The sequence below is a fragment of the Pontibacter sp. SGAir0037 genome, assembly GCF_005491705.1.
GTDB lineage: Bacteria > Bacteroidota > Bacteroidia > Cytophagales > Hymenobacteraceae > Pontibacter.
Window position 1 is genome coordinate 4,315,121 of sequence record NZ_CP028092.1, and the last position, 25,099, is coordinate 4,340,219.

The following is a 25,099-nucleotide window of genomic DNA, read 5'->3' on the forward strand; positions in this document are numbered from 1 at the left end:
TGCAAGCATCTATTAAAATCGGGGCCTATTTTTCACCTTCAGGATATTAAAGCGTATATTTTACCAGAACTTAACGGGGTTTGATCCTTACTATGAAGTCAGAATCTAAAACTGTTTCAAATTTTTATACTCAGGGGCTAACGGATATGCGTTATCGGTTAATCATTGAGAGCTTAAAAGACTATGCTGTTTTTTTGTTAGATCCTGCCGGTTATGTAGTAAGCTGGAGCCCTGGTGCGCAGCGCATAAAACAGTATACTGCTGATGATATCATAGGGAAACATTTTTCTATATTTTATACGTCCGAAGCTAAAGCCAGCGATTACCCGGCTTATGAGCTGAAAGAGGCCAAAGCCCGTGGGCGTTTCGAAGATGAAGGATGGCGCATTCGGAAAGACGGTTCAGCTTTCTGGGCCAATGTTATTATTACTCCGGTATATGACGATGAGAAAAAGCTCATAGGCTTTTCTAAAGTAACACGCGATCTGTCCGAAAGAAAAAAAGGGGAGGATGACCTTTATAAGGCGTATGAAGAGCTGAAGGGCAATGAGGAGCGATACAGGCTGCTGGTAGAAGAAGTAACAGATTACGCTATTTTTATGCTTGATCCGGCTGGCCATGTAGCCACCTGGAACGAAGGCGCGAAAAGAATAAAAGGGTATGAGGCCCAAGAAATCATAGGAAAATATTTCGGCAAGTTCTATAGCCGTGAGGCGAATGAAACCGGCTTTCCGGCCTATGAACTCAAGATGGCAAAGCAAGTAGGGCGCTTCGAGGACGAAGGCTGGCGATATCGGAAAGATGGATCTGCCTTCTGGGCCAATGTAGTTATCACTACTATTTATAACAGTAAACGCGAGCTTATCGGCTTCTCGAAAATAACCCGTGACCTTACAGAACGCAAAAAGCTAGAAGAACAGCTTTACCGCACAAACGAAGAGCTAAAAGAAAGCGAAGAGAAAAGCCGCTTGCTTGTAAATAGTGTAAAAGACTATGCCATTATCATGCTGAACCCTGAAGGGCTTATTGTAAGCTGGAATGGAGGTGCTGAGCGCATCAAAGGATACAAGGCAGCCGAGATAGTCGGGAAGCATTTTTCCACCTTTTACTCCCGTGAATCCATTGAAACCGGTTTTCCTCAGTTTGAGTTGAATAAAGCCCTGGAGCATGGCCATTTTGAAGATGAAGGGTGGCGGTTACGAAAAGACGGTACCGCTTTCTGGGCTAACATTGTGATCTCACCTATCTACAATACTGAGAACAGATTACTGGGCTTTGCTAAAATTACCCGCGATTTAACAGAGCACCTTCGCAACGAGGAGTTAATGCGGAAGAACAAGGAGCTGGTTCGTATCAACAACGACCTGGATAACTTTGTTTACACGGCCTCCCACGATCTCAAGTCGCCTATCACAAACCTGGAGGGATTGTTGATGGCTTTAGAAGAAGACCTGGGCTCTGAAAAAGAGAAGCATGAAGAGCTATTAAAAAGAATGAGTGGCTCTATTTCTACACTGAAAAGCGTTATTGCAGATCTGGCAGATGTGACCAAACTCTTACAGGAGAAGGAAAGGCCTGAAAATGTAAGCATCCCGGAACTGCTGGAGGAGGTAAAGGAAAGCTTACGGCCTTTAATAAACTCAAATAAAGCAGAAATACATGTTGAGAGCCTGGAGTTTGAAACGCTCATCTACTCCCGCAAGAACCTGCGTAGCATCCTGTTTAACCTGGTTGCCAATGCTATAAAATATGCAGCTCCGCAACGAACGCCCCAGGTAATTATAAAGACTGCTCTATCAGAGACAGGAGAGCATACGCTGTCTGTTTCCGACAACGGCTTGGGTATTGCTCATTCTCAGATAGGAAAAATATTTTCGATGTTTAAACGGGCGCACGATCATGTGGAGGGTTCGGGCATTGGGCTATACCTGGTGAAAAAAATTCTTGATAATTCCGGCGACAGGATAGTGGTTGAAAGCGAGGAGGGAAAAGGATCGGTTTTCAACGTTTATTTCAGGCAGCTAAGACCGCTGCTCTGAATCGCTTCTCCTCTTACGTTTGCTTATTGCTCAATAAAACCCACACCTCCTTAAACGTTAGAACTTTGCAGAAGCCGGATTATACTAGCCTGCACATGTGTGCGTTGGAATAGGGGAGGTGGTACTGCAAAAAACAATTCTATCTGTAAGGTAAAAGGGTAGTTAACAGTGAGTTCAAAAAAGTATAGACATAAAAAAAGGACAACTTTTAAGTTGTCCTTTGTGGGGCGTACTGGATTCGAACCAGTGACCCCCTGCTTGTAAGGCAGGTGCTCTGAACCAGCTGAGCTAACACCCCGTTTTTTTGTTTTAGTGACCTTTTGTCCCCGTTTGATGATGCAAATATGGGGGCTTTTTTTGAGACTGCAAAACATTTCTAAAAAAAATTGATAAAAAAATTTCAGCTTTGTTCATCCTATTGGTAGCCTGTGTTTGTAGTAGTACCTTTAGGTTTTATAAGATGCTTAAAATCTGAGCTTTCCATTGAAGTACATGCGTGTTGTTAAAAAAGTGCTATTTTATTTAGTTGCCGGCGTGGTAATAATTTTAGGAATAGCAGCGGGGGTAGTGTACCTGTATCAGGATAAAATAATAAACATCTTTGTTACAGAAGCCAATAAATATATTGTTACGAAGGTAGAGGTAGAGAAAATTTCGGTGTCGCTCTTCGATAAGTTCCCGCAGGTGGCGGTTTCGCTGGATAAAGTAAACATCATCGAAACGCTGCCTGAGAGTGAGGAATCGTTAGGACGTGCGGAGAAGCTTTATTTTACCTTTAGTTTGTTTGATATAGTGCTTGGCAGGTACAATGTAAAAGAGCTTTACCTTGAGAATGGGAATGCTCATGTAAAGGTGTTGCCAAATGGTAAGGTAAACTACGATATAATAGCCACAGACACTACAGCTGCCGCTAACGAGGAGTTTTCCTTTAACCTGGAAAGAATCGTGCTAAGCAATGTTGCCGTGCAGTACGAAGACCAGCGGCTGAAGCAGCGATATGTGGTGGATGCACATCGGCTGACGGCAACGCTGGGGATTTCTGCTGAGTTGGTAGACATAGGCGTGGAAGGCCAGGCCACTGTTGATACAATTTCCATAGGCACCGGAGAATATTTTAAGGGCAAGGCTGTAGACATACATGCAGCGCTTACAGTTAACAGAGCCGAGCAAACCGTACAACTACAGCCCTCGGTCGTAAAAGTAGAACAGGCAGCCTATGAGGTGGCTGGTACTATAGATTATACTGCCACAACCGAGCTCAATCTGGAGCTAAAGGGCCGCAACACCAACATACAGTCGCTCCTGTCTTTGCTCCCTCAGGATATATCTAAAGGGTACAGCCAGTACCGTAGCGAGGGCGATATCTATTTTTCGGGTACAGTAAAAGGAAAAGTATCAGGTAAGCTTAATCCTGAAATTAGTGTCCGGTTTGGTTGCCGCGATGCTTCTTTTTACCAGCCCGATGTAAAGCAGCGCATCGAAAAACTGAGTTTTGAAGGCAGTTTCACCAACGGTAGCAAACATAATGCAAGCACTTCTGTGCTGGAGCTGAAGAATGTAGCCGGTGTGCTGAACAAGCGGCCGTTCTCAGGCAATTTAAGTTATAAGAGCTTCGATAACCCCACTATTGCCTTCGATGCGAAAGGCATGATAGACGTTGGGTATGTGCTGGGCCTGGTAAAGCTGGACGAAATAAAAAGTGGCAGTGGCCTGGCCGATGTACGGATTTCTTTCTCGGGTAATCTGAACAAGTTTAAGAACCAGCCGGGGAACAGCACTGTAAATACATCAGGTGATATTACACTGCATAATGTAGGCTTATCGCTGCAGAAGTTGCCGTTGCCGCTCCGCAACCTGAATGGCAACTTTATGTTCAAGCGAAACGATGTGGCGGTTTCAGAGTTCAAAGGCAGGCTTGGCGACTCTGACTTTACCATTAACGGTATGTTTCGGAATGTGATGGCCTGGCTGCTGCTGGATAAGCAGCGGCTGTTGGTGGAAGCAGATTTCAAAAGTCACCACCTTAACTTTGATCAGCTGCTTAGCGAGGAACTGAATACTTCTGCGGGCTCCAGACAGGGAAAAGGAACTTCTGACTATCGGCTGGAGGTATCGCCCTATATTGCCTTCGATTTAACTGCCGCTATCGATAGAGCTAATTTCAGGCGATTTAAGGGAAAAAAGTTAAGAGGAGCTATAAGACTCCGGAACCAGGTAATAACGTCTTCTAATATCTCCTTTAACGCTATCGGAGGTAGCTTTGCCGTAAGAGGCAGCCTAGATGCCCGCCAGCGGAACCATATTAAAGTAAGCACGGCTGCTAAACTGAGCAACATGAATGTTGACAGCCTTTTCTACGTGTTCGAAAATTTTAACCAGGACTTTATCATAGACCGCCACTTAAAAGGAAAGCTCACTGCCAACATAGTTTCTGATGTTTATTTTGATAACCTGCTAAACCCTAAAACAGATCTGCTGCAGGCAGAAATAGTGGCCTCAGTAAGAGACGGCCAGCTGCTTAACTTTGCACCTATGCAAAAGATGTCGGCTTTTGTAAAAAGAGCGGAGTTGGCTAACATGCAGTTCTCTGAGCTGCAAAACAGCTTCTGGATTCAGAAACGCACCATCTATATTCCTGAAATGGATATACGTTCTAATTTGTCTTCTATACCGGTTGTTTCTGTGTCAGGCATGCACACCTTCGACCAGTTAATGGATTATAAGATAAAAATGCCTCTGCCAGCCAGGCGCAAGCCGGATAAAGACTCAAAATACGGTGTTGTGGCCGATGACCTTGATGCTGGAGATAGCATGCTGTTCCTGACATTAAAAGGCAACGAGAAAAATTTTAAAATTGCTTATGACCAGGAGCGTGTGCGGGAGAAAATAAAAACAGACCTGAAAAAGGAAGGCAGAGAACTAAAGGACTTGCTGAAAGGGAAAAAGCCTGCTACAAAAAAAGAGAAGGAGGTGGAGCTGCAGCAAGGAGAATACTTTGATTTTGACTAAGCTTTGCAGATTGATAATGTTTAAATAGAAAGCATAATAAAAATTATATTTTTGCTTCACCTGTTGTTAAGCCTTGTTTACCATAAAAAATATAACAAATAATAGGAAATTTAGCCTTTTGCTATAACTCAATTGAAGGCAGCCCGTTAAAGATATCAAAACAACAAAGTTTTAACATCATAAGCTAGAATAGAAAGAGATAAGATATAAAGTGTAATTCTTGGTTATCTTATATTGTAATGTGGTTTTAAAAAATAAGGATTAAGAGAGAAAGAAAGTAATAAGATATAAGGGTGAAAAAAAGCTGGAGCTTCTCCAGCTTTTTTATTTGTATAAACTGAAGCTTTACACCTGATCCGAAGCAGCAGGATTTATAAGCTTTGCCTGCACTTCCTGATCACCTGGCTGATGCAGGTAAACTGTTGTGCTGGGGAAAGCAAAATCTGCTCCATGCTTCTCTACAATATCCACGATTTTATAAGCGATCTCTTCTCGTATGTCCACAAACTCATTCCAGTCCATAGTGTCTACAAAGTAAAGCACCATTACGTCTTTGGAACTGTTGCCTAAGCTATGGAACCTGATGCGGCCGTCCTGGTTGGTACGAGGGTGTTCATCTATAAACTGTTGCAATTCTGCTGTAATAGCTTTTATCTGAGCGGATGTAGTGCTGTAGGTAAGGTTAATGTCGAAGCTTACTCTTCTGAATGTGCGCAGCGATAAGTTGTTCAGTGGCTTATCAATCATGTTCTTGTTTGGCACAGTCACAAACGTTTTCTCCAAGGTTCGGATGCGGGTACTTCTAAAGCCTATCTTCTCTATAACACCTGTAATGCCGTTTACCTCTACCAAATCGCCTACTACAAAAGGATGATCCAGAAAGATGGTGAAAGAAGCAAGGAGGTTCTCCAGGCTTTCTTTGGCCGCAAAGGCAATAGCCAAACCACCTACCCCCAGACCAGCTACCAGGCCTGCCACGTTCACGCCAAACACAGATCCTAATATCACCATAAAGGAGAAAATGTACACCAGCACTTTGGTGAAGTCTACAAAGAAGGGCACCAGCTGATCATCGAGTTTCGAAGCTGTTTTAGCTGTGCGGTTTCTGAAGATCAGCCCTATAAAATCAATGAAACGTGCGATAATCCAGGTGATGGCAACAATAACGAATATCTGGTAAACCCGGAAAGCAAGCCTCTTCAGAAAAGGCTCGTTTGCCCTGGCCGCTTCAGTTGGATCGAGCGGGTAGTTAAGAACTTTGAAAGCAAAGTATAAAAACACCAGGAATAGCAGCATTTCCAGTGGCTGTATAAGCATGCGGCGGAAAGCGGCCTGGTTATCTTCTTCTGAAAAACGCTTTACAAGCTTAAACATCACACTGGTGATGAACCTGGAGAGCAGCGTTTTAAAGATGTATCCTACCAACAGGATACCGGCAAACCACAGATAATTGCTTACTGTGTTGCCTAAGAAGTAGTAGTTTAAAAAATCCTTATAAATGGAGAAATCCATAGTTGTGGTAAATGTTATTCAACTGTACATTTCTTGCCTGGTACGGGTAACCGGTAAGATTGGCTACTACGAAAACCTTGCCTGTTACAGCAGTTGGCTCAGTGCAATTTCAAAAGAAGTTTTAGCGATTTCTGTTTTCTGGCCATGCTGTGTGTGTGTCTTTTCTAATGCCTGTCGTATGGTGTTGGAAACATCTGAGAAGATCGCCTCATCTGTAATTTCTACCTCGCTTTCCATTAAATAAGCAAATACACGGGCCATACCGCAGTTGGCAATGAAATCAGGTATAACAGCTACATTCCGATCTGCAAACTCACCTGTTGCGCCAAAGAATATCTCCGGGTCCTGGAACGGAACGTTGGCCCCGCAGGAAATAACTTCGAGCCCGTTCTGAATCATTTGCTCCAGCTGAGGTTTCGAAACCAGCCTGGAAGCTGCTGCAGGTATAAAAATCTCTGCTCCTAAAGACCAGATGCGGCTGTTAACTTCTTCAAACGAGAGTAGTCCTTCGGGATACAGCGCATTGCCCTGCCGCTTGAAAAACTGCTCGCTTATCTCTTCAAACGTAAAGCCTTCGGAGTTTATCAATCCGCCTGCCCTGTCTATGATGCCCACTATTTTAACTCCCTTTGCCGCCAGATAATAAGCAGCGGCGGCACCTACGTTACCCCAGCCCTGTACAATAGCCCGCTTGCCTTCAAATGCGCCTCCCCAAATATCGTAGAAGTGGCGAACGGCTTCGGCTACACCATAACCGGTTATCATATCTGCTACCATGTATTTGCGTTGAGCAGAAGGCGTAAAATGAGGGTCTTCTATTACTTTGCTTACACCCTGGCGCAGCTGGCCGATCTTATTTATTTTTTGTGGCTCAGTCGCATTAAAATGTCCGTTTACAATACCTTCCTGCGGATGCCACAGCCCGTAATCCTCTGTAATCGGAATTACTTCGTGTATTTCGTCTACATTCAGGTCGCCTCCCGTGCCGTAATAGCTTTTCAGAAGCGGAATAACAGCTTTATACCAACGCTCCAGCACACCCAGCTTGCGCGGATCAGCGGGATCGAAATTTATACCTGATTTCGCACCACCAATGGCAGGGCCGGATACCGTAAATTTTACCTCCATAGTCTTCGCCAGAGATTCCACCTCATGTCGGTCAAGACCTTTTCGCATACGTGTTCCACCGCCTGCTGCGCCGCCACGGAGCGAGTTAATTACCACCCAGCCCTCGGCTTCAGTTTCGGCATCTTTCCATTCAAAAACTATTTCAGGACGTTTTTTCTCGAATTTCTCAAGTAAAGCTTTCATGCAGCGGTTTTTATTTAGAATTGAGCAAAGGTACGAAATTACCTGTTGCCTGGTAAAGCGGCAGCTATTTGGCCCAGTATATGGCACCACCTACATTGTCTGTTGAAGCGCCTGTAACACTGCTGAGGCTGTTTGCTTGGTTGCGCCAGCGCAATACACCCAGAAAAGCAAATATTAAGGCCTCTTTAAAGGAAACAACTTCGGGTGCAGGTACTTCTACTTTATAATCTGGTCCCAGGTATTTCTGTATCAGCTCTGCCAGGAAAGTGTTAAAAGCACCGCCACCCGTTAACAGCACCTTGTGTATACCCTTATGCAAGGGTTTTAAAGCGCTTTTAAGCTGCTGTGCTATGTGGTGGCAGGTGGTATGCAATTTATCAGCAGGAGAGGCCTTGCAGGCGGCCAGGGTGGCTAAGCTATGCACCAGCACCCATTCCTTGCCCAGCGACTTGGGGTATGGAGCTTTAAAAAAGGCAGGAGCATTTAGTTGTTCCAGTAAATCGGGGAGCAGGCTGCCGCTGCGGGCAAGGCTGCCACCTGCATCGTAAGGCATGCCAGCTGCAGAGGCCAGTTGGTTTAGCAGCATATTGCAGGCGCACACATCGTAGGCAAGCCGCTTCTGTTCAGGAGCGGGAAAAGAAATATTGGCAATGCCCCCCAGGTTAACGCAGAAATCATACTCGCTGAAAAGCAAAGCGTCTCCAACAGGTACTAAGGGTGCTCCCTGCCCGCCTAGCGCGATGTCTAAAGTTCTGAAATCGCATACGACAGGTAATTGGGCATGAGCAGCTATATACGCTCCATTTCCGACTTGCAACGAAATATGCTGCTCTGGCTGATGAAAGACCGTATGCCCGTGGGAGGCTATGAAATCGGGCTGCAGCTGGTTGTTCTGAACAAATAATTGTACTTGCTCTCCAATAAATTTACCAAATGCATGATCGAGTGCAATAAGCTCTCTTGCGCCCATATTTTCAGCTTCCCGGAGCGAGTCAATCCACTTATCCTCATATATCAATGTATTAGCATTTAGTATATTATATATCCAATTTTCATTTTCATACGTAAATCTACAATAAGCTATGTCCAAGCCATCTAATGATGTGCCAGACATTAGTCCGATAACATGATAAGTATTCATATGAGACGAAAATAAGCAAAATGCTTCTAATAGTAAGATAGCCAAATATTGTGAGAGTCGTATAATCCTTATTGTGAACGAGATTGTAAATGAATGTAGAAACTGATAGGTTATTAATTTAAATTATGAAAAGTTTGTTATCTAGAATCGAATCTAAGAAAATAGATAAAGCAGCCGCAATGCTTAAAGTGCTGGCCCATCCGAAAAGGCTAGCTATTGTGGATCTCTTAGGTAAAGAGGAGAAAATGACTGTTACTGAGATATATAAGTACCTGGATCTGCCCCAGGCTATAGCATCTCAGCATCTGATTACTTTAAAAGACAAGGGTGTTTTATCCTCTTTTAAAGTTGGTACTAAAATCTATTATTCCCTTGCCATTCCAAAGCTGATCGATGTGATCGATTGCCTGGAAGAATGTTGCATTGATATTTAAGCCTGCTACTTGAAGGATAATCTTTATCTTTTCGAGTTTGAAAATCAAAAGCCAAAGGTCTCTGATTAGTTGTAAAAAGCACTAACAGGGACCTTTGGCTTTTGATTTTCACTAAAAAAAAAGGTACATTCACTTATTCTTATAGCTAAACATAGCTGATTAAAAATACTCTGCGGGAACAGCTAAAAGCAGAAGGTCCGCTGGTGCAACCACCAGCGGACCTTCTGCTTTACTGCTATCTGTTGTCAGAAAAAATCCTAATGCTGTATATCTGCTTCTGATGATTGCTTTTCCAAGTCAAAGAGGTCATTCAGCACATCAATCAATGTTTCGGCTTCGCCTCGTTTGCAGGCTGCTTTCAGCTGCAGCACCGGCAGCTTTATTACTTTCTGCATCATCGATTTGGTAATGTTATCGATAAGCTTTGTTTCATTCGGACCAAGCTTTTTCATATAACGCGCCATTTCTTCCTGCCGAATAGTTTCCAGGGCATTCTTCAGCTTGTTTATGGTAGGAGAAACCACCATCTCTTTAGACCAGTCGTTGAACTGCTCAATAGACTCTTCTACAATCTGCTTTACCTTCGGAATAGAGTTAATGCGCTGCTGTAATGCTTCAGACGCTTTATTCTGAATAGTATCAATGTTGTATACTAACACGCCTGGTATACTTTCTACATCAGCTTCGATACTGCGAGGTACCGAAAGGTCTATAAAGAACTTGTAGGAAAGCACGTTCAGGCGCTTGATCATTTCTTTGGTAAAGAACGGTGTTTCACGTGCTACGGAAGAAATAACCACATCCGCTTCTTTTAAGCCTTGTACGATATCTTCAAATGGAAGCACCTCCAGGTTACACTCCTCTGCCAGCAGTTTGGCTTTGGCAAGCGTACGATTGGTTATCTTCACGTTCCGGAAGCCTTTATCGGCTAGGTTACGGCACACATCTGCTCCAATCTCACCCAGCCCAACCACCAGAATCTTCGGATCGGCTACTACATCGGCAGTAAGCTCTTCTATCAGCTCTATGGCTGCATAAGAAGTAGAGGCGGCTCCATCGCGAAAAGCCGTTTCCTGTACTACTCTTTTATTGGTGAAGAAAATGGTGTGAAGCAGGCGATGCAGGAAAGGACCTGCCGTATCGTTATCTGCTGCCCATTGGTAAGATTGTTTTACCTGGTTTGTGATCTGCATATCGCCTACCACCTGCGACTCTAATCCCATAGCCACCTCAAACAGGTGCTGCACCGCATTGCTGTGCTGGTTCAGGATAGTAAAATAATCGAGGTACTGGGAGATATTATCGATGCCTTTGGTGATGCCAAGCAGTTTTACAATTTCAGTGCTGTAATCGGCATCGGCATCGGCATTGTAGTATACCTCGGTGCGGTTACAGGTAGAGAGCACCAGAATGTCAGATGCCTGTATGAACCCTTTCAGCGTCTGAAGAAATTGCCTGCACGAATTCTCATCTAAGGCAATCAGTTCCCTGATATCCAGCGGCGCTTTCTTATAAGACAGGCTGATTGCTTTAAAGTTCTGAAGCATAATTTTCGTTCGGAATACTAAAGTGCAAATTTACAGTTAGATTATTTAAAATGAAACTTCCCTTGCCCTTATTAATTAATTTATACTAATTTCAGATAATTTTCGTGTACGTTTCATGATCCTTATCTACTCTCAGAAGAACAGAATTAAGTTTATTGTTGTTATTGTGGCCCTTATAATAGGCGCAGCTACCATTACCTATACTAACATTTTAGTAAGCAAGTTATCGGAGCGGGAACAGGAGCTGGTGCAACTTTACGCCAAAGGCCTTCGCTACATGATTAGTGCCCCAAGCGACGACAACATTGTTTTTATAGAAGAAGAGATACTTTCTTCCAACACAACTGTACCTGTTATTCTTACCGACGAATATGAGAACATACTTGATTCTAAGAACATAGATCTGCCCAAAAACATTTCAGAAGAGCGAAGAAATCAGCTTTTGCAGCGTGAAATCCAACGGATGAAGGCCCAGCACGACCCCATTGTAGTGCCTTGGGCAGAGGGCTCTGAAAACTATGTGTTCTATAAAGATTCGGCTCTGCTCTCGCAGCTGCGCTACTACCCTTATGTGCAGCTGATGGTAATAGCCTGCTTTGCCCTGATGGCTTATTTTGCCTTTAGCTACTCTCGCAAAGCAGAGCAGAACAGGGTATGGGTTGGTTTGGCTAAAGAAACAGCGCACCAGCTCGGCACACCGCTTTCGTCGCTGATGGCCTGGTACGAATACATGAAAGCCAGTCCGAAGTTCGAGCATGAGCCAATCACAGAAGAGCTGGCAAAAGACATCCGGAGGCTGGAGATAATTACAGAACGCTTCTCTAATATCGGTTCTGTGCCACTACTGCGCGACGAAGATATTCTGCAGGTTACAAAAAATGCGATCAACTACCTGCAGAACCGCATTTCAAAGAAGGTAGTCTTTAGTGTGCAGGCTGATTTCTCTCCTGATATTACGGCTAAAGTAAATGTGCCACTTTTCGATTGGGTAATAGAGAACATCTGCAAAAATGCAGTTGATGCCATGGAGGGCAAAGGAAGCATTACGCTTCAGTTAAGCCTGGTTGGGAAGAGCAGTGTAGCGATAGATATAACTGATACAGGTAAAGGTATACCGAAGCGTAAAATCGATTCTGTTTTCCTGCCTGGCTATACCACTAAAAAGCGGGGCTGGGGACTTGGGCTGGCACTGGCCAAGCGTATTATAGATAACTACCACAGAGGCAGGCTGTATGTAAAATCATCGGAACTGGGCAAAGGAACCACTTTCAGAATCTTGTTGAACAGGTAATTCCTTTAGGTAAAAGTTTAGAGTTAAGAGTTATGAGTAGAAAGCGACAGCAGGCGCAAGAGCTCGTTAAAAGTCCTTTGTCTTTTGTCTGAAGATCTTTTGTCCAGAGAAAGCATGGTAGAAATCGTACGGTATAGCGCGGAGCATAAACTGGCTTGGGATGGCTTTGTACGGGAATCCAAGAACGGCACTTTTCTGCTGCTGCGTGATTATATGGAGTATCATGCAGATCGCTTTGCAGACCACTCGCTGCTGTTTTACCGGAAAGGCAAGCTGGTAGCCTTATTTCCTGCCAATGAACAGGAGCAGGAGGTGCATTCGCATAGTGGTCTTAGCTATGGGGGCGTGATCAGCGATAGCCGTATGAAAGCCGATGTTATGCTGGCTCTTTTTACCGAACTCATTGCCTATTACAAAGCTTTAGGCTTCTACAGCATTTTCTACAAAGCAATACCGCACCTGTATCATCAGCTGCCTGCCGAAGAAGATCTGTATGCCTTATTTCGGAATAAGGCGCTGCTTTACCGGCGGGATATCACTTCCGTTATAGAGCCTGGTGCTGCTAAAACAGCTTATGGCCGGAAAAGGAAATGGCACATCTTGAAAGCAAACAGAAAAAACCTGTTGCTGGTACAGTCTGACAACTTTAGAAGGTTTATGGGCATAGAGCAGAAGGTTTTGGAGGCGAAGTACCAGATAAAACCTGTGCATACTGCTGATGAAATGGTTTATCTGGCTTCCATGTTTCCGGAGAATATCAAGCTGTTTGCGGCTTATGAGCAGGAGGAGATGCTGGCAGGTATTGTTATATACGAAACCGCAACCGTAGCGCATTGCCAGTATATGGCCGCTACTACAAGAGGAAGAGTAGTTTCGGCAATGGATGCTCTGGTAGACTATCTGCTGAAGCAGGTATACCCTCACAAAAAATATTTTAGCTTCGGCATTTCAACAGAGCAGCAGGGGCATTACCTCAACAAGGGGCTGATACAGAACAAAGAAAGTTACGGAGCACGTGCGCTGGTACACGATTTTTATGAGCTTAAACTATAACGGCTGCCTCCTTCGGCAGCCGTTATAGTTTACGCAGTGGCCAGGTTGTCAACAGCTACTTTTTTGCCGATTAACCTGATAACGCCCCACAACACACCAGCTCCGATCAGGTATACCAGGAGCCAATGCACTCCCCAGCTCGAGAGGTTGGTGCAGACAAGGTTTGCCACCAAAGCTACGGTAATGGCATAAGGCAGCTGTGTTTTTACATGGTCTATGTGGCTACAACCCGAAGCAAGAGAGCTTAAGATGGTGGTGTCAGATATCGGAGAGCAGTGATCCCCGAAAACAGAACCAGCCAGTACCACTGAAATCACGTTGTAGACAACCGGCATGGTTTCTTCTAACGACATGCCCTGCGTCTGGCAGACATACCAGGCTGCCGGCAGCATGAGCGGGTATAGGATAGCCATAGTGCCCCAGCTGGAACCAGTAGAGAAGGCAATAATGGCTGCTAAGAAAAAAGTGATTTCAGGCAGGAAGTGTGGCGAAACATTTCCAGAAAAAAGCGAGGTAAGGTACTCTGCCGTGTACAGTTCTTTCGTAACAGATGCCAGCGACCATGCCAGCACCAGTATCAGCACTGCCGGAAGCATTGTTTTAAAGCCTGTTACCAAAGACTCCATTGTTTCATACAAGCTCATGATCCGCTGACTCGTGGTTAAAGCAACTGCCACCAGCACACCACATAAAGAGGCCCAGATCAGTGAAATGTAAGAATTGGAATCACCAATGGTAATTGAAAGCTTCCGGAAAAAGCCCAGACTGGCATCGCTCCAGGTTGCCTCGTTATAACCGGTATACAATAAGCCTGCTACGGTTCCAAATATAACTACCAGCACAGGCAACAAGGCATTAATGGCGCGGGTACGGGTAGGATCTATGGCTTCGAACTCTGCCATTTCCTGTTGCTGCTTTTCTTCACCACTTCGGCTAATGCGTACAGCACTTACAGCGCCGGTAGAACGGGCTCTTGTTTCTGCCTTATGCATAGAGCTGAAATCGCGGTTCATCAGGATCAGCATGAGCATGAATACCAGGGTCAGTACTGGGTAATAGGCATATTCCAGAGAATGAAAGAACAGCGAGTAAGCCCCTTCTTCTATACCCAGCGTGCTGGCTGCATCTTTGATATACCCAAGTTCTGCACCTACCCAGGTGGTAACAAAAGCAATGGCCGCTACAGGCGCAGCGGTACTATCAACTAAGTAAGCAAGTTTTTCCCTGGAAATAAGGTGCTTGTCTGTAACTGGGCGCATGGTGTTGCCCACTATAAGGGTATTGGCATAGTCGTCGAAAAATATAGCGATACCTAAAAACCAGGTTACTACCTGTGAGCTTTTGGCAGACCGGGCATATCTCGATAAAACATTCACAATGCCTGCCATTCCTCCGTTTTTCGAAATAATGGCCACCATGCCTCCAATCAGCATAGAGAAAAGTATAACCGATACGTGGTCGGCATCGGTCAGGGCTCCCACCAGATAGGTATCCGCAACAGCTAGTAAACCAGTAAAAAGAGATTTAAACGACAAACCATAGATGACAAATCCTCCTATCCAGATGCCGGCAAAAAGCGCGAGCAGAACTTCTCTGAATATGAGAGCAAGAACTATAGCCAGCAGCGGAGGCAGAATAGAAAGCCACATGGGAAATTCGCGCACACCGCGTTCGGCTTCTGCATCGAGGCGGTATAAGCGGGCAATGGTATGTGTGCCGAGGTTAGCGCTTACTTGTACAAGATTAGCCGGTGCTCGCAGCGAAAAACGCGTTTCTCCGTCGGTCAGACTCAATTCCTGTACTTCACCGTTGATGCGGAGAGGCAGCGCGCCGCTGTACTTTACAAGGTTACCGGTTTCGGTTGTTGTGCGTAGGGTAAAAGCCGTGTCGTTTATGGCTTGTAGTTTAAGTTCTTCAATAGCTTGCTTGCTGTTATCTCCCTGAGCCATCGACTGCACCGATAGCAGCAACAGAAAAACAAAGCCCAACAGGGTTCTGTATAGCGTCATTTAATCCGGTTTCAAAAATTGTGAATCCCTTAAAATAACTAAATAAATGTGAAATTAGGAAATACAGGCTGTAGAAGAGGCTTTGAATACCCGCTTGCAAGATAATATTATAGTACAGGTAACCGGTAATGCTGAAGCTGCCATCATCCCGTACGCAGAGAAGCAAGCAGCGCCGGTGCTGTTAAAGCAATGGTCATTTTGCCCTGTTCACAATAAACACACCCGCCAGAATAACCAACATGCCGATGTAGTGCCAGAAGTGGATAGTTTCTCCGTCCAGCACGCCCCACATAAGCGCCACGATTGGGATCAGGTAATTAGTGGAGCTGGCAAACAGGGGAGTAGAGAAATGTATCAGCTTGTTAAGCAGGATGAGGCCAATGGCCGTGCTGAATACGGCCAGCGTAGCAATATAGAATAGTGCCTCCCATGCGCCTGAAGTATACTGCAGCTTATTTACCGCATCGGTGGTAAAAAGATAAGCAGCAGCAAGTGGTCCTACTGTCAGCAGAGCCAGGCTCGACATAACCATTGGGCTAATGCCTTTCAGGCGGAATTTAATAATATTGGCACTGCCACCGTAGCAGATCGTTGCAACTACAATATACAGGCCATAGAACTTATTGTCGAGATCGGCACTGCCGTTTCCGGACAAAATGAGCATAGCTGTGCCTGCCATACCCACCATAATGCCGAGCAGGCGCATCCAGGTGATAGACTGCTGAAAGAAAAAAGCTCCTATCAGTAATGTAAAGAGAGCTGTAAGCGAGTTTAACACACCTGCCAGTCCGCTGGCCAGGCGTGTCTCGGCATAGGCGAACAAAAAGGCCGGGAATAGATTGCCTAGCAAGCCACTGGCAAAAATAAATTTCCAACGAGCTGGCTCTACCTTGCGCAGGTTTCTGAGCGCAAAAGGCAGCAAAGCAAGGCAGGCAATCACAATGCGCAAGGCGCCAAGCTCGTCCGAACTAAAAACAACAAGCCCTTTCTTGATCAGGATAAAGGAGGTGCCCCAGATAAAGGTAAGCACCACTACCAGCAGCCACACCAAGGGAGAGGTAGCTGTTTTTTCTTGCGCGGAAGGCGTAATAGTTTTGATGAGCTAGTAGATTATAAGATTTGAAAATCTGGAAATGAAGATTAGGAGAAGTAAAAACAGAAGAACCTTACATTACCTTTAGCCATAACCATTTTTGCAATTGCAGATTACTAACATCTTCAAATCTCTCAATTTTCAAATCTTAAAATTTTCAGACGTAGCTCATGGTCTGGGCAATCTCGTCCAAGATATCATAGATTTCCTGGATATCTTCAGACTGCACCAGGCGCATACGCAGCGGCTTAAAATGAGATAAACCACGGAAGTAGTTGGTATAGTGGCGGCGCATCTCAAAAATGCCCAGCTTCTCGCCTTTCCATTCCAGCGAATGGGTAAAGTGCTGGCGGCAAACAGCTACACGCTCTTCCAGCGTAGGGCCAGGTAGCACTTCGCCTGTTTTCATGTAGTGCTTTATCTCATTAAATATCCACGGATGTCCGATAGAAGCACGACCAATCATAATGCCGTCTACTCCATACCTGTTGCGGTACTCCAGCGCTTTCTCGGGCGAATCGATATCGCCGTTGCCGAAGATAGGGATCTTCATGCGTGGGTTGTTCTTTACCTCTGCAATCAGGCTCCAGTCGGCCTCGCCCTTATACATCTGTACGCGGGTGCGGCCATGTATGCTCAGCGCCTGTATGCCGATATCTTGTAGGCGTTCGGCTGTTTCTACTATGTTTTTGGTGTTCTCGTCCCAGCCAAGTCGGGTTTTAACCGTCACCGGCAGGTTAGTGGCCTTCACTATTTCAGAAGTCATCTGCACCATTTTCGGAATATCGCGCAGCAAAGCAGCACCGGCACCTTTACAGGCCACATTTTTTACAGGGCAGCCATAGTTAATATCAATCAGGTCGGGGCCAGCCTGCGACGAGACAATAGCTGCCTCACGCATCGAGTCTATCTCGGAACCAAAAATCTGGATGCCAATCGGACGTTCGTAATCGAAAATATCCAGTTTCTGCACACTTTTGGCTGCATCACGTATCAAACCCTCAGAAGATATAAACTCGGTGTACATCAGGTCAGCTCCGTTGGCTTTACAAACCTTCCGGAAAGGCGGATCGCTCACGTCTTCCATGGGGGCCAGCAGCAGAGGAAACTCACCTAGTTCTATGTTCGCTATTTTTACCAAAGCAAAGTCTAATTTTTCGCGTAAATTTACGTCAATTAAACCTAAATTTCTCTATGAAAGGTTTCATCTCCAAAGAAGTGCATCCATTTTTTGTGTTATTGCTGCTCATTGCCTTTGTGTTTGGAGGAGCTTTTGTGGCTACTTTCTTTTATTCTATACTCGGAGATGCCCTGTTCGGTATTGGTATATTTGACCTGGCGAAGGCACTTGATGAACCTGCTGCCTATCCTAATACCCGGAATGCCCTTATGTTTTACCAAGGCATTGTGTCTTTCTTTATGTTTATAGTAGCGCCGCTTTTACTGATTAGCTCTTTAAAATATAATGTAGACAGGTATCTGAACTGGAAAACGGCACCTACGATAGGACTGGTGCTGCTAAGCGGCCTGCTGATTATCCTGATTATGCCAGCCAATTCGCTTATCATAGACTGGAATGCCAATGTAAACTTTCCGGAGTCGATGAAGGGATTTGAAGAATGGGCAAGGGAAAAAGAAAGTTTTGCTGCCGAATTAACCAAACTGCTGGCGAAGCTCTCTTCGGTGCCGGAACTGTTGGTAGGGCTGCTGGTGATTGCTGTTATTCCGGCTATAGGCGAAGAGCTGGTGTTCAGAGGCGTGGCACAACGGCAGTTTCACCGCTGGACAGGCAACGGGCATATCGCTATCTGGATTGCAGCTTTTGCCTTTAGCGCCATACACAACCAGTTTTTTGGCTTCTTTCCCAGAATGATTTTAGGAGCTTTGTTTGGCTACTTGTATATGTGGTCGGGCAGAATAAGCGTACCCATTATAGCTCACTTTGTGAATAATGGTTTTCAGGTGCTGATGCTGTACCTGTACCAGGCTGGGCAGGTAGATATGGATCTGGAGTCTACCGAGTCAATGCCCTGGTATAGTGTCTTGATATCTGTGGTGCTGAGCGCTGGCGTTATCTATTACCTGTACAAGCAGTTTTCGGCAGTACCGCCCCGGCAGGAGGCATTGGCTCCTGTAAATGCAAAAGAGCCAGATCCGGAGGACCCGGATGTATACTGAACCGTAACATCTCTAAACCTCCCTGTTAAATTGACACCCACACCATTTCATGAGCAAAAATATATCCTCCTTAAGTAATTTTCAGCAACGCGTTATCGTAGGCATATTAGGCGCAGCCCTTTTTATAGGAGGCATTTTATATAACCAGTGGACATACTTTCTGCTTTTTCTGGGACTTACCCTGCTGGGGATGCTGGAGTTTTACAGGCTGGTAGGTTATGCGAAACAAATTCAGCCTAACAAAACAGCCGGTCTTATAGCCGGAGGCTTTATCTACATTGCCGTTTTTGGTGTGGAAACCGAGCTGTTTCCCGCAAATTATCTGTACCTGGCGTTACCGCTGTTGATGCTGCTGTTTATATGGGAGCTTTACCGCAAGCACCCACAGCCCTTTACCAACATCGCATTCACCTTATTAGGAGTTGTATATGTAGCTGTCCCTTTTGGGTTGCTGCATTTGCTCGGCTTCCTGGTAGGAGAATATAGCTGGCAGCCTATCCTGGGCCTGATGCTGCTTATCTGGACTGCAGACACAGGAGCCTACATAGCAGGTAAGAGTTTTGGAAAACATAAGCTGTTGGAGCGGGTATCGCCTGGTAAAACCTGGGAAGGATGGGCAGGTGGTACTGTATTGGCCGTAGTGGTAGGATATATACTTTCCCTTTATTTTAACGATCTGGTTTTATATCAGTGGCTGATCATAGCGGTGCTGGTAGCTGTTTTTGGCGTTTTAGGCGATTTGGTGGAGTCGTTGCTGAAGCGTAGTTTAGGCGTAAAAGACTCAGGCACACTGCTGCCCGGCCACGGCGGTATTCTCGACCGCTTCGATAGCCTGATTATGGCCATCCCTTTTATTGTAGCCTTTCTGAAAATTTTGTGAGTGCTTACTAACGTTTGTTAGGCTTAAGTCCATTTTATTTCCATAACTTTGCCGCCTAATTTCTTAATCACAGATTAATTGTAAGGTTATATGATGTTATACAAAGAACCTGCACCCATAAAAGATAGGGAAAACCCTTTCGAATCGATGATGTCGCGTTTTAATATTGCGGCAGAAATTCTAGGACTGGATGATGAGACATACAATGTCTTGAAATCGCCTACTCGTCAGGTGATTGTAAATATACCTGTTACCATGGATGATGGGAAGGTGCGCGTGTTTGAAGGCTTCCGGGTGATGCACTCTAATATTCTGGGCCCCTCTAAAGGAGGTATCCGTTATGCGCCGGATGTGTTTCTGGATGAGGTGAAAGCCCTGGCCGCCTGGATGACCTGGAAATGTGCCGTGGTGGATATTCCGTATGGTGGTGCAAAAGGAGGCATCGTTTGCGATCCCTATGCCATGTCGGCTGGTGAAATCGAGCGCTTAACAAGAGGGTATACAGCTTCTCTGATCGATATTTTCGGACCAGACCAGGATATTCCTGCTCCGGATATGGGTACAGGACCACGTGAAATGGCCTGGCTGATGGACGAATACTCTAAAACCAAAGGGTCTACCGTGCAAGGAGTAGTCACAGGTAAACCGCTGGTATTGGGTGGTTCTTTAGGCAGAGTAGAGGCCACAGGACGTGGCGTAATGGTATCGGCGATGGCTGCTATGGGTAAACTGGGAATGAATCCTGAAAAATCTACGGCTGTAGTGCAGGGCTTCGGAAACGTAGGCACCTGGGCGGCTAAACTAATGGCAGAGCGAGGGGTGAAAATTTTAGGTATAAGCGATGTAAGCGGTGCCTATTGGAACGATAAAGGTATTAATATAGAAGAGGCAATCGACTTCAAAAACGCTCACGGTGGCCGCCTCGAAGGATTTAAAGGTGCCGAAAAGATGGACCCGGACGAGCTGCTGACTTCTAAAGTAGATGTATTGGTGCCTGCTGCGGTAGAAGATGTTATCACTATCCGGAATGTAGACAAGATACAAGCCAAGCTGATAGTGGAGGGAGCTAACGGGCCAACCTCGTACAAAGCAGATAACATCATCAACGAAAAAGGTATTATGGTGGTGCCGGATATTCTGGCTAACTCAGGTGGGGTAACAGTATCTTACTTTGAGTGGGTGCAAAACCGCATGGGCTTTAAGTGGACGTTAGACCGCGTAAACGAACGTGCGGCACGTATCATGAACGAATCTTTTGAGCGGGTATATGCTGCTTCTCAGAAATATAATGTGCCAATGCGCATTGCTGCCTACATTGTTGCCATCGATAAAGTGGCTATGACTTACAAGTATCGTGGCGGATTCTAAAATTTTTTATTGGTTTAATTTAAAGATTGCATAATTTTAAGCTCTGATAATAGCTCATTCATGTATATGGATGAGCTATTATTAAAAAATACAAGAACCTGCAGTTAATTTATTACAATAATGAAAATTCATAAAGAAGGAAGAAGGATACTACTGTTTACTTTACTCATCCTGATCGTCCTGAACCTCTTGCTTTACAATTTTAATGCAGGTAACAGCACCTTTAACAAAATTTTCACCGGTATCTCTGTTGTAGTATTCCTGCTGATTCTGCAATTTTTCAGAAGCCCTTACCGTAACCTGTTGCTGCACGAAGACCTGATTGTAGCGCCTGCAGACGGTAAAGTAGTAGTTATAGAAGAAACAGAGGAAACCGAATACTTCAAGGATAAGCGTAAGCAAATATCCATTTTTATGTCGCCTATAAACGTACACGTTACCCGGAATCCTGTTTCAGGTATTGTGAAATATTTTAAGTATCATCCTGGTAATTACTTTGTGGCGTGGCATCCAAAATCAAGTACTCAAAACGAGCGTACAACAGTTGTGGTAGAATCTACTGCCGGTCCGGAGGTTCTTTTCCGCCAGATTGCCGGAGCTATGGCGCGCCGTATTGTGTGGTATGTAAAAGAGCAGGATGAGGTAAGCCAGGGCGAGGAATTCGGCTTTATCAAGTTCGGATCGCGTGTAGACATCTTTCTGCCGCTGGATACCGAAGTAAAAGTGCAGCTGGGCCAGAAAACAAAAGGCGGACAGACTGTAATCGCCCAGTTAAAAACAGAAACACCAACATTGTTCGGATAAACAAAAGGTATAGCCATCAGCTAAATCAGAAAGAGCCTTTGTAGTACTACAAAGGCTCTTTCTGATTTATAGCTTAATTTTTTATTTAAAATCTTCCGCTGTAAACAGTTTTCTGGTAATTACATCCTCTTCTGCTAAGCCACTGTCTTTATAAATCTGAATCAGGCAGGTGTCGAGGTTGCTGGTGCTGATATTTCGGATAGCCCCCATACTGCCTTCTGTATAGGCTGCATCGCTGTACTGAAACTTGCTTTGGCTATAGCAACTGCTGGAATCAGCCAGAATGCCATCCCGGGTATAGCGGAAGTTATCTTTCGTAACAAGGTAAATAGAGTAATAGAACTGGTTACGGGCATCCGGCTGCACAGGCTGGTTCAGGCAAAAGCTGAAGTCACTACCAGCGGGCACTTCAACCGACACTACTTCCAGTCTGTTTCTGGAGCAGGATGCGGTGGTCAGAAGAGCTGTAAGAACTATAAAAGGCAAAAGAGCTTTTTTCATTTGAGAGCTAGCTAAGCAATGGCTACAACTATAAAAACCGAAGCCATTGCTGTTTACAAATCTGAAATTCTATTAATGTACAAATTACTGTAATGCAGCAAGCGGATTAGTACCAGCTTGCAACCAGTTGCATAAGTTGCTCCAGGTATTGCTGATCTACCTCGTCAAAATCGTTTAATTTATCGCTGTCGACATCCAGTACCAGTTTTACCTCGCCGTCTTTTATAACAGGTACTACAATCTCCGATTTAGAATCGCTGCTACAGGCAATATGGCCCGGAAAAGCTTCCACATCGGGTACAACTATAGTCTGCCGGCGGGTATAGCAGGCTCCGCACACTCCTTTATGATAAGGAATCCGGGTGCAGGCAATAGGCCCCTGAAACGGCCCCAGAACCAGCTGGTCTTCTTTATTAAAATACACTCCAACCCAGAAGAAGTCGAAACCTTGTTTTAAAGCAGCTACAAGATTGGAAATATTGGCAATTAAATCTGTTTCGCCTGTTACCAATGCTTCTATCTGAGGTAAAAGAGCTTTGTATTTTTCCTCTTTTGTGAGGGTTTGGTCTACTATAAGTGATTCTGCCACAGGAATTTTAATTTGAGAATTTGAAGATTGGGAAATTAGAAAACGAAGTTAAAAAATGTTGTCTGTAACGCATGAAGGCGGCTGCCCTCTCACTAACTAATAATATTTTTAATACATAATAGCCAGTTAATCTCATTTTTAAATAACGAACCATCTTAAGCATACTCTAAAGACAATCCATCGATATTCATTCATAATTTGCTTATATACTACTACTTACTATCTTTTTATAATGAAACAATACATCCGAGCCTAAAGTTTGAGAGGTGTGCAGGAACTGGTGGGCCATTATTGGCGCTTTAATTCCTTCTCCAAGCATTTTCTCGGCACTCTTAAATACATTGGCCTCATCCCACAGGCTCTCTTCCAACAAGCTGTTAAGCAGGTAAGTGCCGCCCTCTACCATAACAGACAGAATTTGGTGCTGGTACAGGTCCTGCATCATTTGCCGGAGCAGTGGCTCCTGTTCGTTCATTAATACATAACGAAGGTTCTCGTGCTCCTGGTCCTGCTTTTTATAGTTGTAAACTACTGTAGGCTGGCTTTTATCGAATAAGTGCGCCTGCTCCGGCAGTTGCAGCTGTCTGTCTATAACAATCCGTAAGGGATTTTTGCCACTCCAGAGCCGGGTGTTCAGGCGCGGGTTATCAAAAATAGCAGTGCGTGTGCCTACCATAATAGCCTGCTCTTCCGACCGCCACTTATGCACAAGCCGCTGCGCCAGCTTTCCGCTTATCTGTACTTGCTCGCAATTAGGGCCTGCTACAAATCCATCGGCCGTTTCAGCCCATTTTAGTATAATGTAAGGTCGCTTTTGGGCATGAAAGGTAAAGAAGCGCTTATTTAATTCCAGCCCCTCTTCTTCCAGTATACCTACTTTTACCTGTGCACCTGCCTCGAACAGTTTCTTTATACCTCTGCCCGCTACCACCGGGTTAGGATCCGTATTGCAAATCACGACATCCTTTATACCGTGGCTGATGAGCAGATCGGCACAAGGCGGCGTTTTGCCATAGTGGGAGCAGGGTTCCAGTGTTACATATACCCGGCTCTTTGGTAAAAGGCTTTTATCTTCCACAGAAGCAACAGCATTTACTTCTGCATGTGGCGCACCATACTGTCTGTGCCAGCCTTCGCCAATTATCTGCCCTTCATGCACAATTACACAGCCTACCATAGGGTTCGGACTGGTGTAGCCACTACCAATCCTGGCCAAGTCCAGGGCGCGCTGCATGTATAGTTTGTCTGACATATTTTTTAGTTAGAACTTTAAAAAGTTATGAGGTTAAAAAGTTGCCTAAGTGGGAGAGTGATAATTGTTAAGAGAGATGAAGTTTTCACTTTAGCCTTGTCCAAATTCAATTTCTAACCCTCCGGTACAACAACATTCTAACTTTTTAACTATCTAACTTTCTAAGCAAAAGTCTTACTTTTGTAAAGGTACCCAAATTAGCATATAAAGTACAAGCCGTGCCAACCGTCCAGCAAATCCAGCAGCATATAAAGGAAAGTATAGAAGAGGTATATGCATCGCCCGAAAACGGTGCCATTGCACAGCTGGTGCTGGAGCATGTGTTGCAAAAATCGCGGTTGCAGCTCAGCCTGGGCCAGCAGGAGGAGGTAAGCAGTGCCAATGCTTCAGAAGTTGATAGTATCATACACCGCCTGCAGCAGCACGAGCCGGTGCAGTATATATTAGGCGTAGCGCATTTCTATGATATGGAACTGCAGGTAGACGAGCGTGTACTGATACCAAGGCCGGAAACAGAAGAGCTGGTGCATCTGGTGATAAAAGACCATCAGGGGCAGGAAAATCTAAAAATAATGGATATCTGCACGGGCAGTGGCTGTATCCCCTTAGCGCTGGCTGCCAATATAGAAGGCTCCACTATCTATGGTCTGGAAGTATCTGGGGGAGCACTGGAAGTGGCAAAGGCAAATGCTGCTAAGTATAACCTGCAGGTAGAATGGTTGCACCAGGATATCTTCGAGCCTTTGCCAGCTATTATAGCGCCAGGGTCTTTGGATATTATTACGAGTAATCCGCCCTATGTGCTGGAGGAGGAAAAGCAGTTGATGCGAACAAATGTGCTGGATTTTGAACCACATCTGGCGCTTTTCGTACCCGATACGGATCCGCTTAAGTTTTACAAAAGAATAACACAAGTAGCCAAAGAACTACTACATAAAGGCGGACATTTGTACTTTGAAATTAATGAACGCTATGGTGCGGAAACCTGTGCCTTTCTGCTGCAGGAAGGATATACACAGGCTGAAGTGAAGCAGGACCTGTTTCAGAAAGACAGAATAGTAGTGGCTACCCTATAGCATTCATCTTTA

At 45.0% G+C, this 25,099-nt stretch carries 20 protein-coding genes and 1 tRNA gene; 10 read left to right on the forward strand and 11 right to left on the reverse strand.

Annotation, left to right across the window (positions count from 1 at the left end):
• Nucleotides 1–92: 92 nt before the first annotated feature.
• Nucleotides 93–2,039: a PAS domain-containing sensor histidine kinase gene (locus C1N53_RS17860; protein ID WP_240773264.1), complete on the forward strand. Its 1,947-nt coding sequence runs from the start codon at nucleotides 93–95 to the stop codon at nucleotides 2,037–2,039.
• Nucleotides 2,040–2,262: 223 nt separating this feature from the next.
• Here C1N53_RS17860 and C1N53_RS17865 read toward each other — a convergent pair.
• A tRNA-Val gene (locus C1N53_RS17865) sits at nucleotides 2,263–2,337 on the reverse strand.
• A gap of 194 nt (nucleotides 2,338–2,531) precedes the next feature.
• Here C1N53_RS17865 and C1N53_RS17870 point away from each other — a divergent pair.
• A complete protein-coding gene (locus C1N53_RS17870; RefSeq protein WP_240773265.1) occupies nucleotides 2,532–5,048 on the forward strand; it encodes a DUF3971 domain-containing protein in 2,517 nt (838 codons plus the stop codon).
• A 345-nt stretch (nucleotides 5,049–5,393) separates the two neighbouring features.
• Here C1N53_RS17870 and C1N53_RS17875 read toward each other — a convergent pair whose 3' ends face one another.
• From C1N53_RS17875 to C1N53_RS17885, 3 genes are all read right to left on the reverse strand, one after another.
• A complete protein-coding gene (locus C1N53_RS17875; RefSeq protein ID WP_137760613.1) occupies nucleotides 5,394–6,560 on the reverse strand; it encodes a mechanosensitive ion channel family protein in 1,167 nt (388 codons plus the stop codon).
• An 84-nt stretch (nucleotides 6,561–6,644) separates the two neighbouring features.
• Complete coding sequence (locus tag C1N53_RS17880) at nucleotides 6,645–7,871, reverse strand: Glu/Leu/Phe/Val dehydrogenase dimerization domain-containing protein (protein ID WP_137760614.1); 1,227 nt, start codon at nucleotides 7,869–7,871, stop codon at nucleotides 6,645–6,647.
• Nucleotides 7,872–7,935: 64 nt separating this feature from the next.
• Nucleotides 7,936–9,012, reverse strand: coding sequence for an anhydro-N-acetylmuramic acid kinase (locus tag C1N53_RS17885; protein ID WP_137760615.1), 1,077 nt, complete (start codon nucleotides 9,010–9,012; stop codon nucleotides 7,936–7,938).
• A gap of 125 nt (nucleotides 9,013–9,137) precedes the next feature.
• Here C1N53_RS17885 and C1N53_RS17890 point away from each other — a divergent pair, with 125 nt between their 5' ends.
• A complete protein-coding gene (locus tag C1N53_RS17890; RefSeq protein ID WP_137760616.1) occupies nucleotides 9,138–9,446 on the forward strand; it encodes a helix-turn-helix transcriptional regulator in 309 nt (102 codons plus the stop codon).
• A gap of 257 nt (nucleotides 9,447–9,703) precedes the next feature.
• On the opposite strand, the gene hemA is transcribed toward C1N53_RS17890, so the two are convergent.
• Nucleotides 9,704–10,993, reverse strand: coding sequence for a glutamyl-tRNA reductase (gene hemA, locus C1N53_RS17895; protein ID WP_137760617.1), 1,290 nt, complete (start codon nucleotides 10,991–10,993; stop codon nucleotides 9,704–9,706).
• 115 nt (nucleotides 10,994–11,108) lie between these two features.
• Between hemA and C1N53_RS17900 the strand changes: the two genes are divergently transcribed.
• Together C1N53_RS17900 and C1N53_RS17905 are read left to right on the forward strand one after the other, a co-directional pair.
• The gene (locus C1N53_RS17900) at nucleotides 11,109–12,284 is read left to right on the forward strand and encodes a HAMP domain-containing sensor histidine kinase (RefSeq protein ID WP_137760618.1); all 1,176 of its coding nucleotides are present in this window, start codon (nucleotides 11,109–11,111) and stop codon (nucleotides 12,282–12,284) included.
• Nucleotides 12,285–12,398: 114 nt separating this feature from the next.
• On the forward strand, nucleotides 12,399–13,337 hold the full coding sequence (locus tag C1N53_RS17905; RefSeq protein ID WP_137760619.1) for a GNAT family N-acetyltransferase: 939 nt from the start codon (nucleotides 12,399–12,401) through the stop codon (nucleotides 13,335–13,337).
• A 29-nt stretch (nucleotides 13,338–13,366) separates the two neighbouring features.
• On the opposite strand, the gene C1N53_RS17910 is transcribed toward C1N53_RS17905, so the two are convergent.
• From C1N53_RS17910 to dusB, 3 genes are all read right to left on the reverse strand, one after another.
• Nucleotides 13,367–15,346 (reverse strand): Na+/H+ antiporter NhaC family protein, encoded by a 1,980-nt coding sequence (locus tag C1N53_RS17910; RefSeq protein WP_137760620.1) that lies wholly within the window; start codon nucleotides 15,344–15,346, stop codon nucleotides 13,367–13,369.
• A gap of 193 nt (nucleotides 15,347–15,539) precedes the next feature.
• Entirely contained in the window at nucleotides 15,540–16,394 is an 855-nt protein-coding gene (locus tag C1N53_RS17915; RefSeq protein ID WP_240773479.1) for a DMT family transporter, read from the reverse strand.
• A 202-nt stretch (nucleotides 16,395–16,596) separates the two neighbouring features.
• Nucleotides 16,597–17,580 (reverse strand): tRNA dihydrouridine synthase DusB, encoded by a 984-nt coding sequence (gene dusB, locus C1N53_RS17920; protein ID WP_137760622.1) that lies wholly within the window; start codon nucleotides 17,578–17,580, stop codon nucleotides 16,597–16,599.
• A gap of 53 nt (nucleotides 17,581–17,633) precedes the next feature.
• Here dusB and C1N53_RS17925 point away from each other — a divergent pair, with 53 nt between their 5' ends.
• The 4 genes from C1N53_RS17925 (at nucleotide 17,634) to C1N53_RS17940 (ending at nucleotide 21,669) form a co-directional block, all read left to right on the forward strand.
• On the forward strand, nucleotides 17,634–18,617 hold the full coding sequence (locus tag C1N53_RS17925; RefSeq protein ID WP_137760623.1) for a CPBP family intramembrane glutamic endopeptidase: 984 nt from the start codon (nucleotides 17,634–17,636) through the stop codon (nucleotides 18,615–18,617).
• Between the two features lie 49 nt (nucleotides 18,618–18,666).
• On the forward strand, nucleotides 18,667–19,497 hold the full coding sequence (locus tag C1N53_RS17930; protein WP_137760624.1) for a phosphatidate cytidylyltransferase: 831 nt from the start codon (nucleotides 18,667–18,669) through the stop codon (nucleotides 19,495–19,497).
• Between the two features lie 93 nt (nucleotides 19,498–19,590).
• Nucleotides 19,591–20,865, forward strand: coding sequence for a Glu/Leu/Phe/Val dehydrogenase (locus tag C1N53_RS17935; protein ID WP_137761551.1), 1,275 nt, complete (start codon nucleotides 19,591–19,593; stop codon nucleotides 20,863–20,865).
• A gap of 120 nt (nucleotides 20,866–20,985) precedes the next feature.
• Nucleotides 20,986–21,669, forward strand: a complete 684-nt coding sequence (locus C1N53_RS17940; protein WP_137760625.1) for a phosphatidylserine decarboxylase family protein — start codon at nucleotides 20,986–20,988, stop codon at nucleotides 21,667–21,669.
• Nucleotides 21,670–21,750: 81 nt separating this feature from the next.
• Here the strand turns inward: C1N53_RS17940 and C1N53_RS17945 are convergent, their stop codons facing one another.
• The 3 genes from C1N53_RS17945 to ribD all read right to left on the reverse strand — a co-directional run bounded on the left by C1N53_RS17945 (nucleotide 21,751) and on the right by ribD (nucleotide 24,011).
• The gene (locus tag C1N53_RS17945; RefSeq protein WP_137760626.1) at nucleotides 21,751–22,170 is read right to left on the reverse strand and encodes a hypothetical protein; all 420 of its coding nucleotides are present in this window, start codon (nucleotides 22,168–22,170) and stop codon (nucleotides 21,751–21,753) included.
• A gap of 106 nt (nucleotides 22,171–22,276) precedes the next feature.
• Nucleotides 22,277–22,759 (reverse strand): GAF domain-containing protein, encoded by a 483-nt coding sequence (locus C1N53_RS17950; protein WP_137760627.1) that lies wholly within the window; start codon nucleotides 22,757–22,759, stop codon nucleotides 22,277–22,279.
• Between the two features lie 202 nt (nucleotides 22,760–22,961).
• The gene (gene ribD, locus C1N53_RS17955) at nucleotides 22,962–24,011 is read right to left on the reverse strand and encodes a bifunctional diaminohydroxyphosphoribosylaminopyrimidine deaminase/5-amino-6-(5-phosphoribosylamino)uracil reductase RibD (RefSeq protein ID WP_137760628.1); all 1,050 of its coding nucleotides are present in this window, start codon (nucleotides 24,009–24,011) and stop codon (nucleotides 22,962–22,964) included.
• A 218-nt stretch (nucleotides 24,012–24,229) separates the two neighbouring features.
• Between ribD and prmC the strand changes: the two genes are divergently transcribed.
• Entirely contained in the window at nucleotides 24,230–25,087 is an 858-nt protein-coding gene (prmC, locus tag C1N53_RS17960; RefSeq protein ID WP_137760629.1) for a peptide chain release factor N(5)-glutamine methyltransferase, read from the forward strand.
• Nucleotides 25,088–25,099: the final 12 nt, after the last annotated feature.

Coding starts and splice junctions, on each gene's coding strand:
- hemA (WP_137760617.1), bottom strand. CDS start 10,993: ATGCTTCAGAACTTTAAAGCAATCAGCCTGTCTTATAAGAAAGCGCCG.
- C1N53_RS17875 (WP_137760613.1), bottom strand. CDS start 6,560: ATGGATTTCTCCATTTATAAGGATTTTTTAAACTACTACTTCTTAGGC.
- C1N53_RS17925 (WP_137760623.1), top strand. CDS start 17,634: ATGAAAGGTTTCATCTCCAAAGAAGTGCATCCATTTTTTGTGTTATTG.
- C1N53_RS17905 (WP_137760619.1), top strand. CDS start 12,399: ATGGTAGAAATCGTACGGTATAGCGCGGAGCATAAACTGGCTTGGGAT.
- C1N53_RS17930 (WP_137760624.1), top strand. CDS start 18,667: ATGAGCAAAAATATATCCTCCTTAAGTAATTTTCAGCAACGCGTTATC.
- C1N53_RS17900 (WP_137760618.1), top strand. CDS start 11,109: ATGATCCTTATCTACTCTCAGAAGAACAGAATTAAGTTTATTGTTGTT.
- C1N53_RS17910 (WP_137760620.1), bottom strand. CDS start 15,346: ATGACGCTATACAGAACCCTGTTGGGCTTTGTTTTTCTGTTGCTGCTA.
- C1N53_RS17880 (WP_137760614.1), bottom strand. CDS start 7,871: ATGAAAGCTTTACTTGAGAAATTCGAGAAAAAACGTCCTGAAATAGTT.
- C1N53_RS17860 (WP_240773264.1), top strand. CDS start 93: ATGAAGTCAGAATCTAAAACTGTTTCAAATTTTTATACTCAGGGGCTA.
- ribD (WP_137760628.1), bottom strand. CDS start 24,011: ATGTCAGACAAACTATACATGCAGCGCGCCCTGGACTTGGCCAGGATT.
- C1N53_RS17870 (WP_240773265.1), top strand. CDS start 2,532: ATGCGTGTTGTTAAAAAAGTGCTATTTTATTTAGTTGCCGGCGTGGTA.
- C1N53_RS17885 (WP_137760615.1), bottom strand. CDS start 9,012: ATGAATACTTATCATGTTATCGGACTAATGTCTGGCACATCATTAGAT.
- C1N53_RS17945 (WP_137760626.1), bottom strand. CDS start 22,170: ATGAAAAAAGCTCTTTTGCCTTTTATAGTTCTTACAGCTCTTCTGACC.
- C1N53_RS17940 (WP_137760625.1), top strand. CDS start 20,986: ATGAAAATTCATAAAGAAGGAAGAAGGATACTACTGTTTACTTTACTC.
- C1N53_RS17890 (WP_137760616.1), top strand. CDS start 9,138: ATGAAAAGTTTGTTATCTAGAATCGAATCTAAGAAAATAGATAAAGCA.
- C1N53_RS17935 (WP_137761551.1), top strand. CDS start 19,591: ATGTTATACAAAGAACCTGCACCCATAAAAGATAGGGAAAACCCTTTC.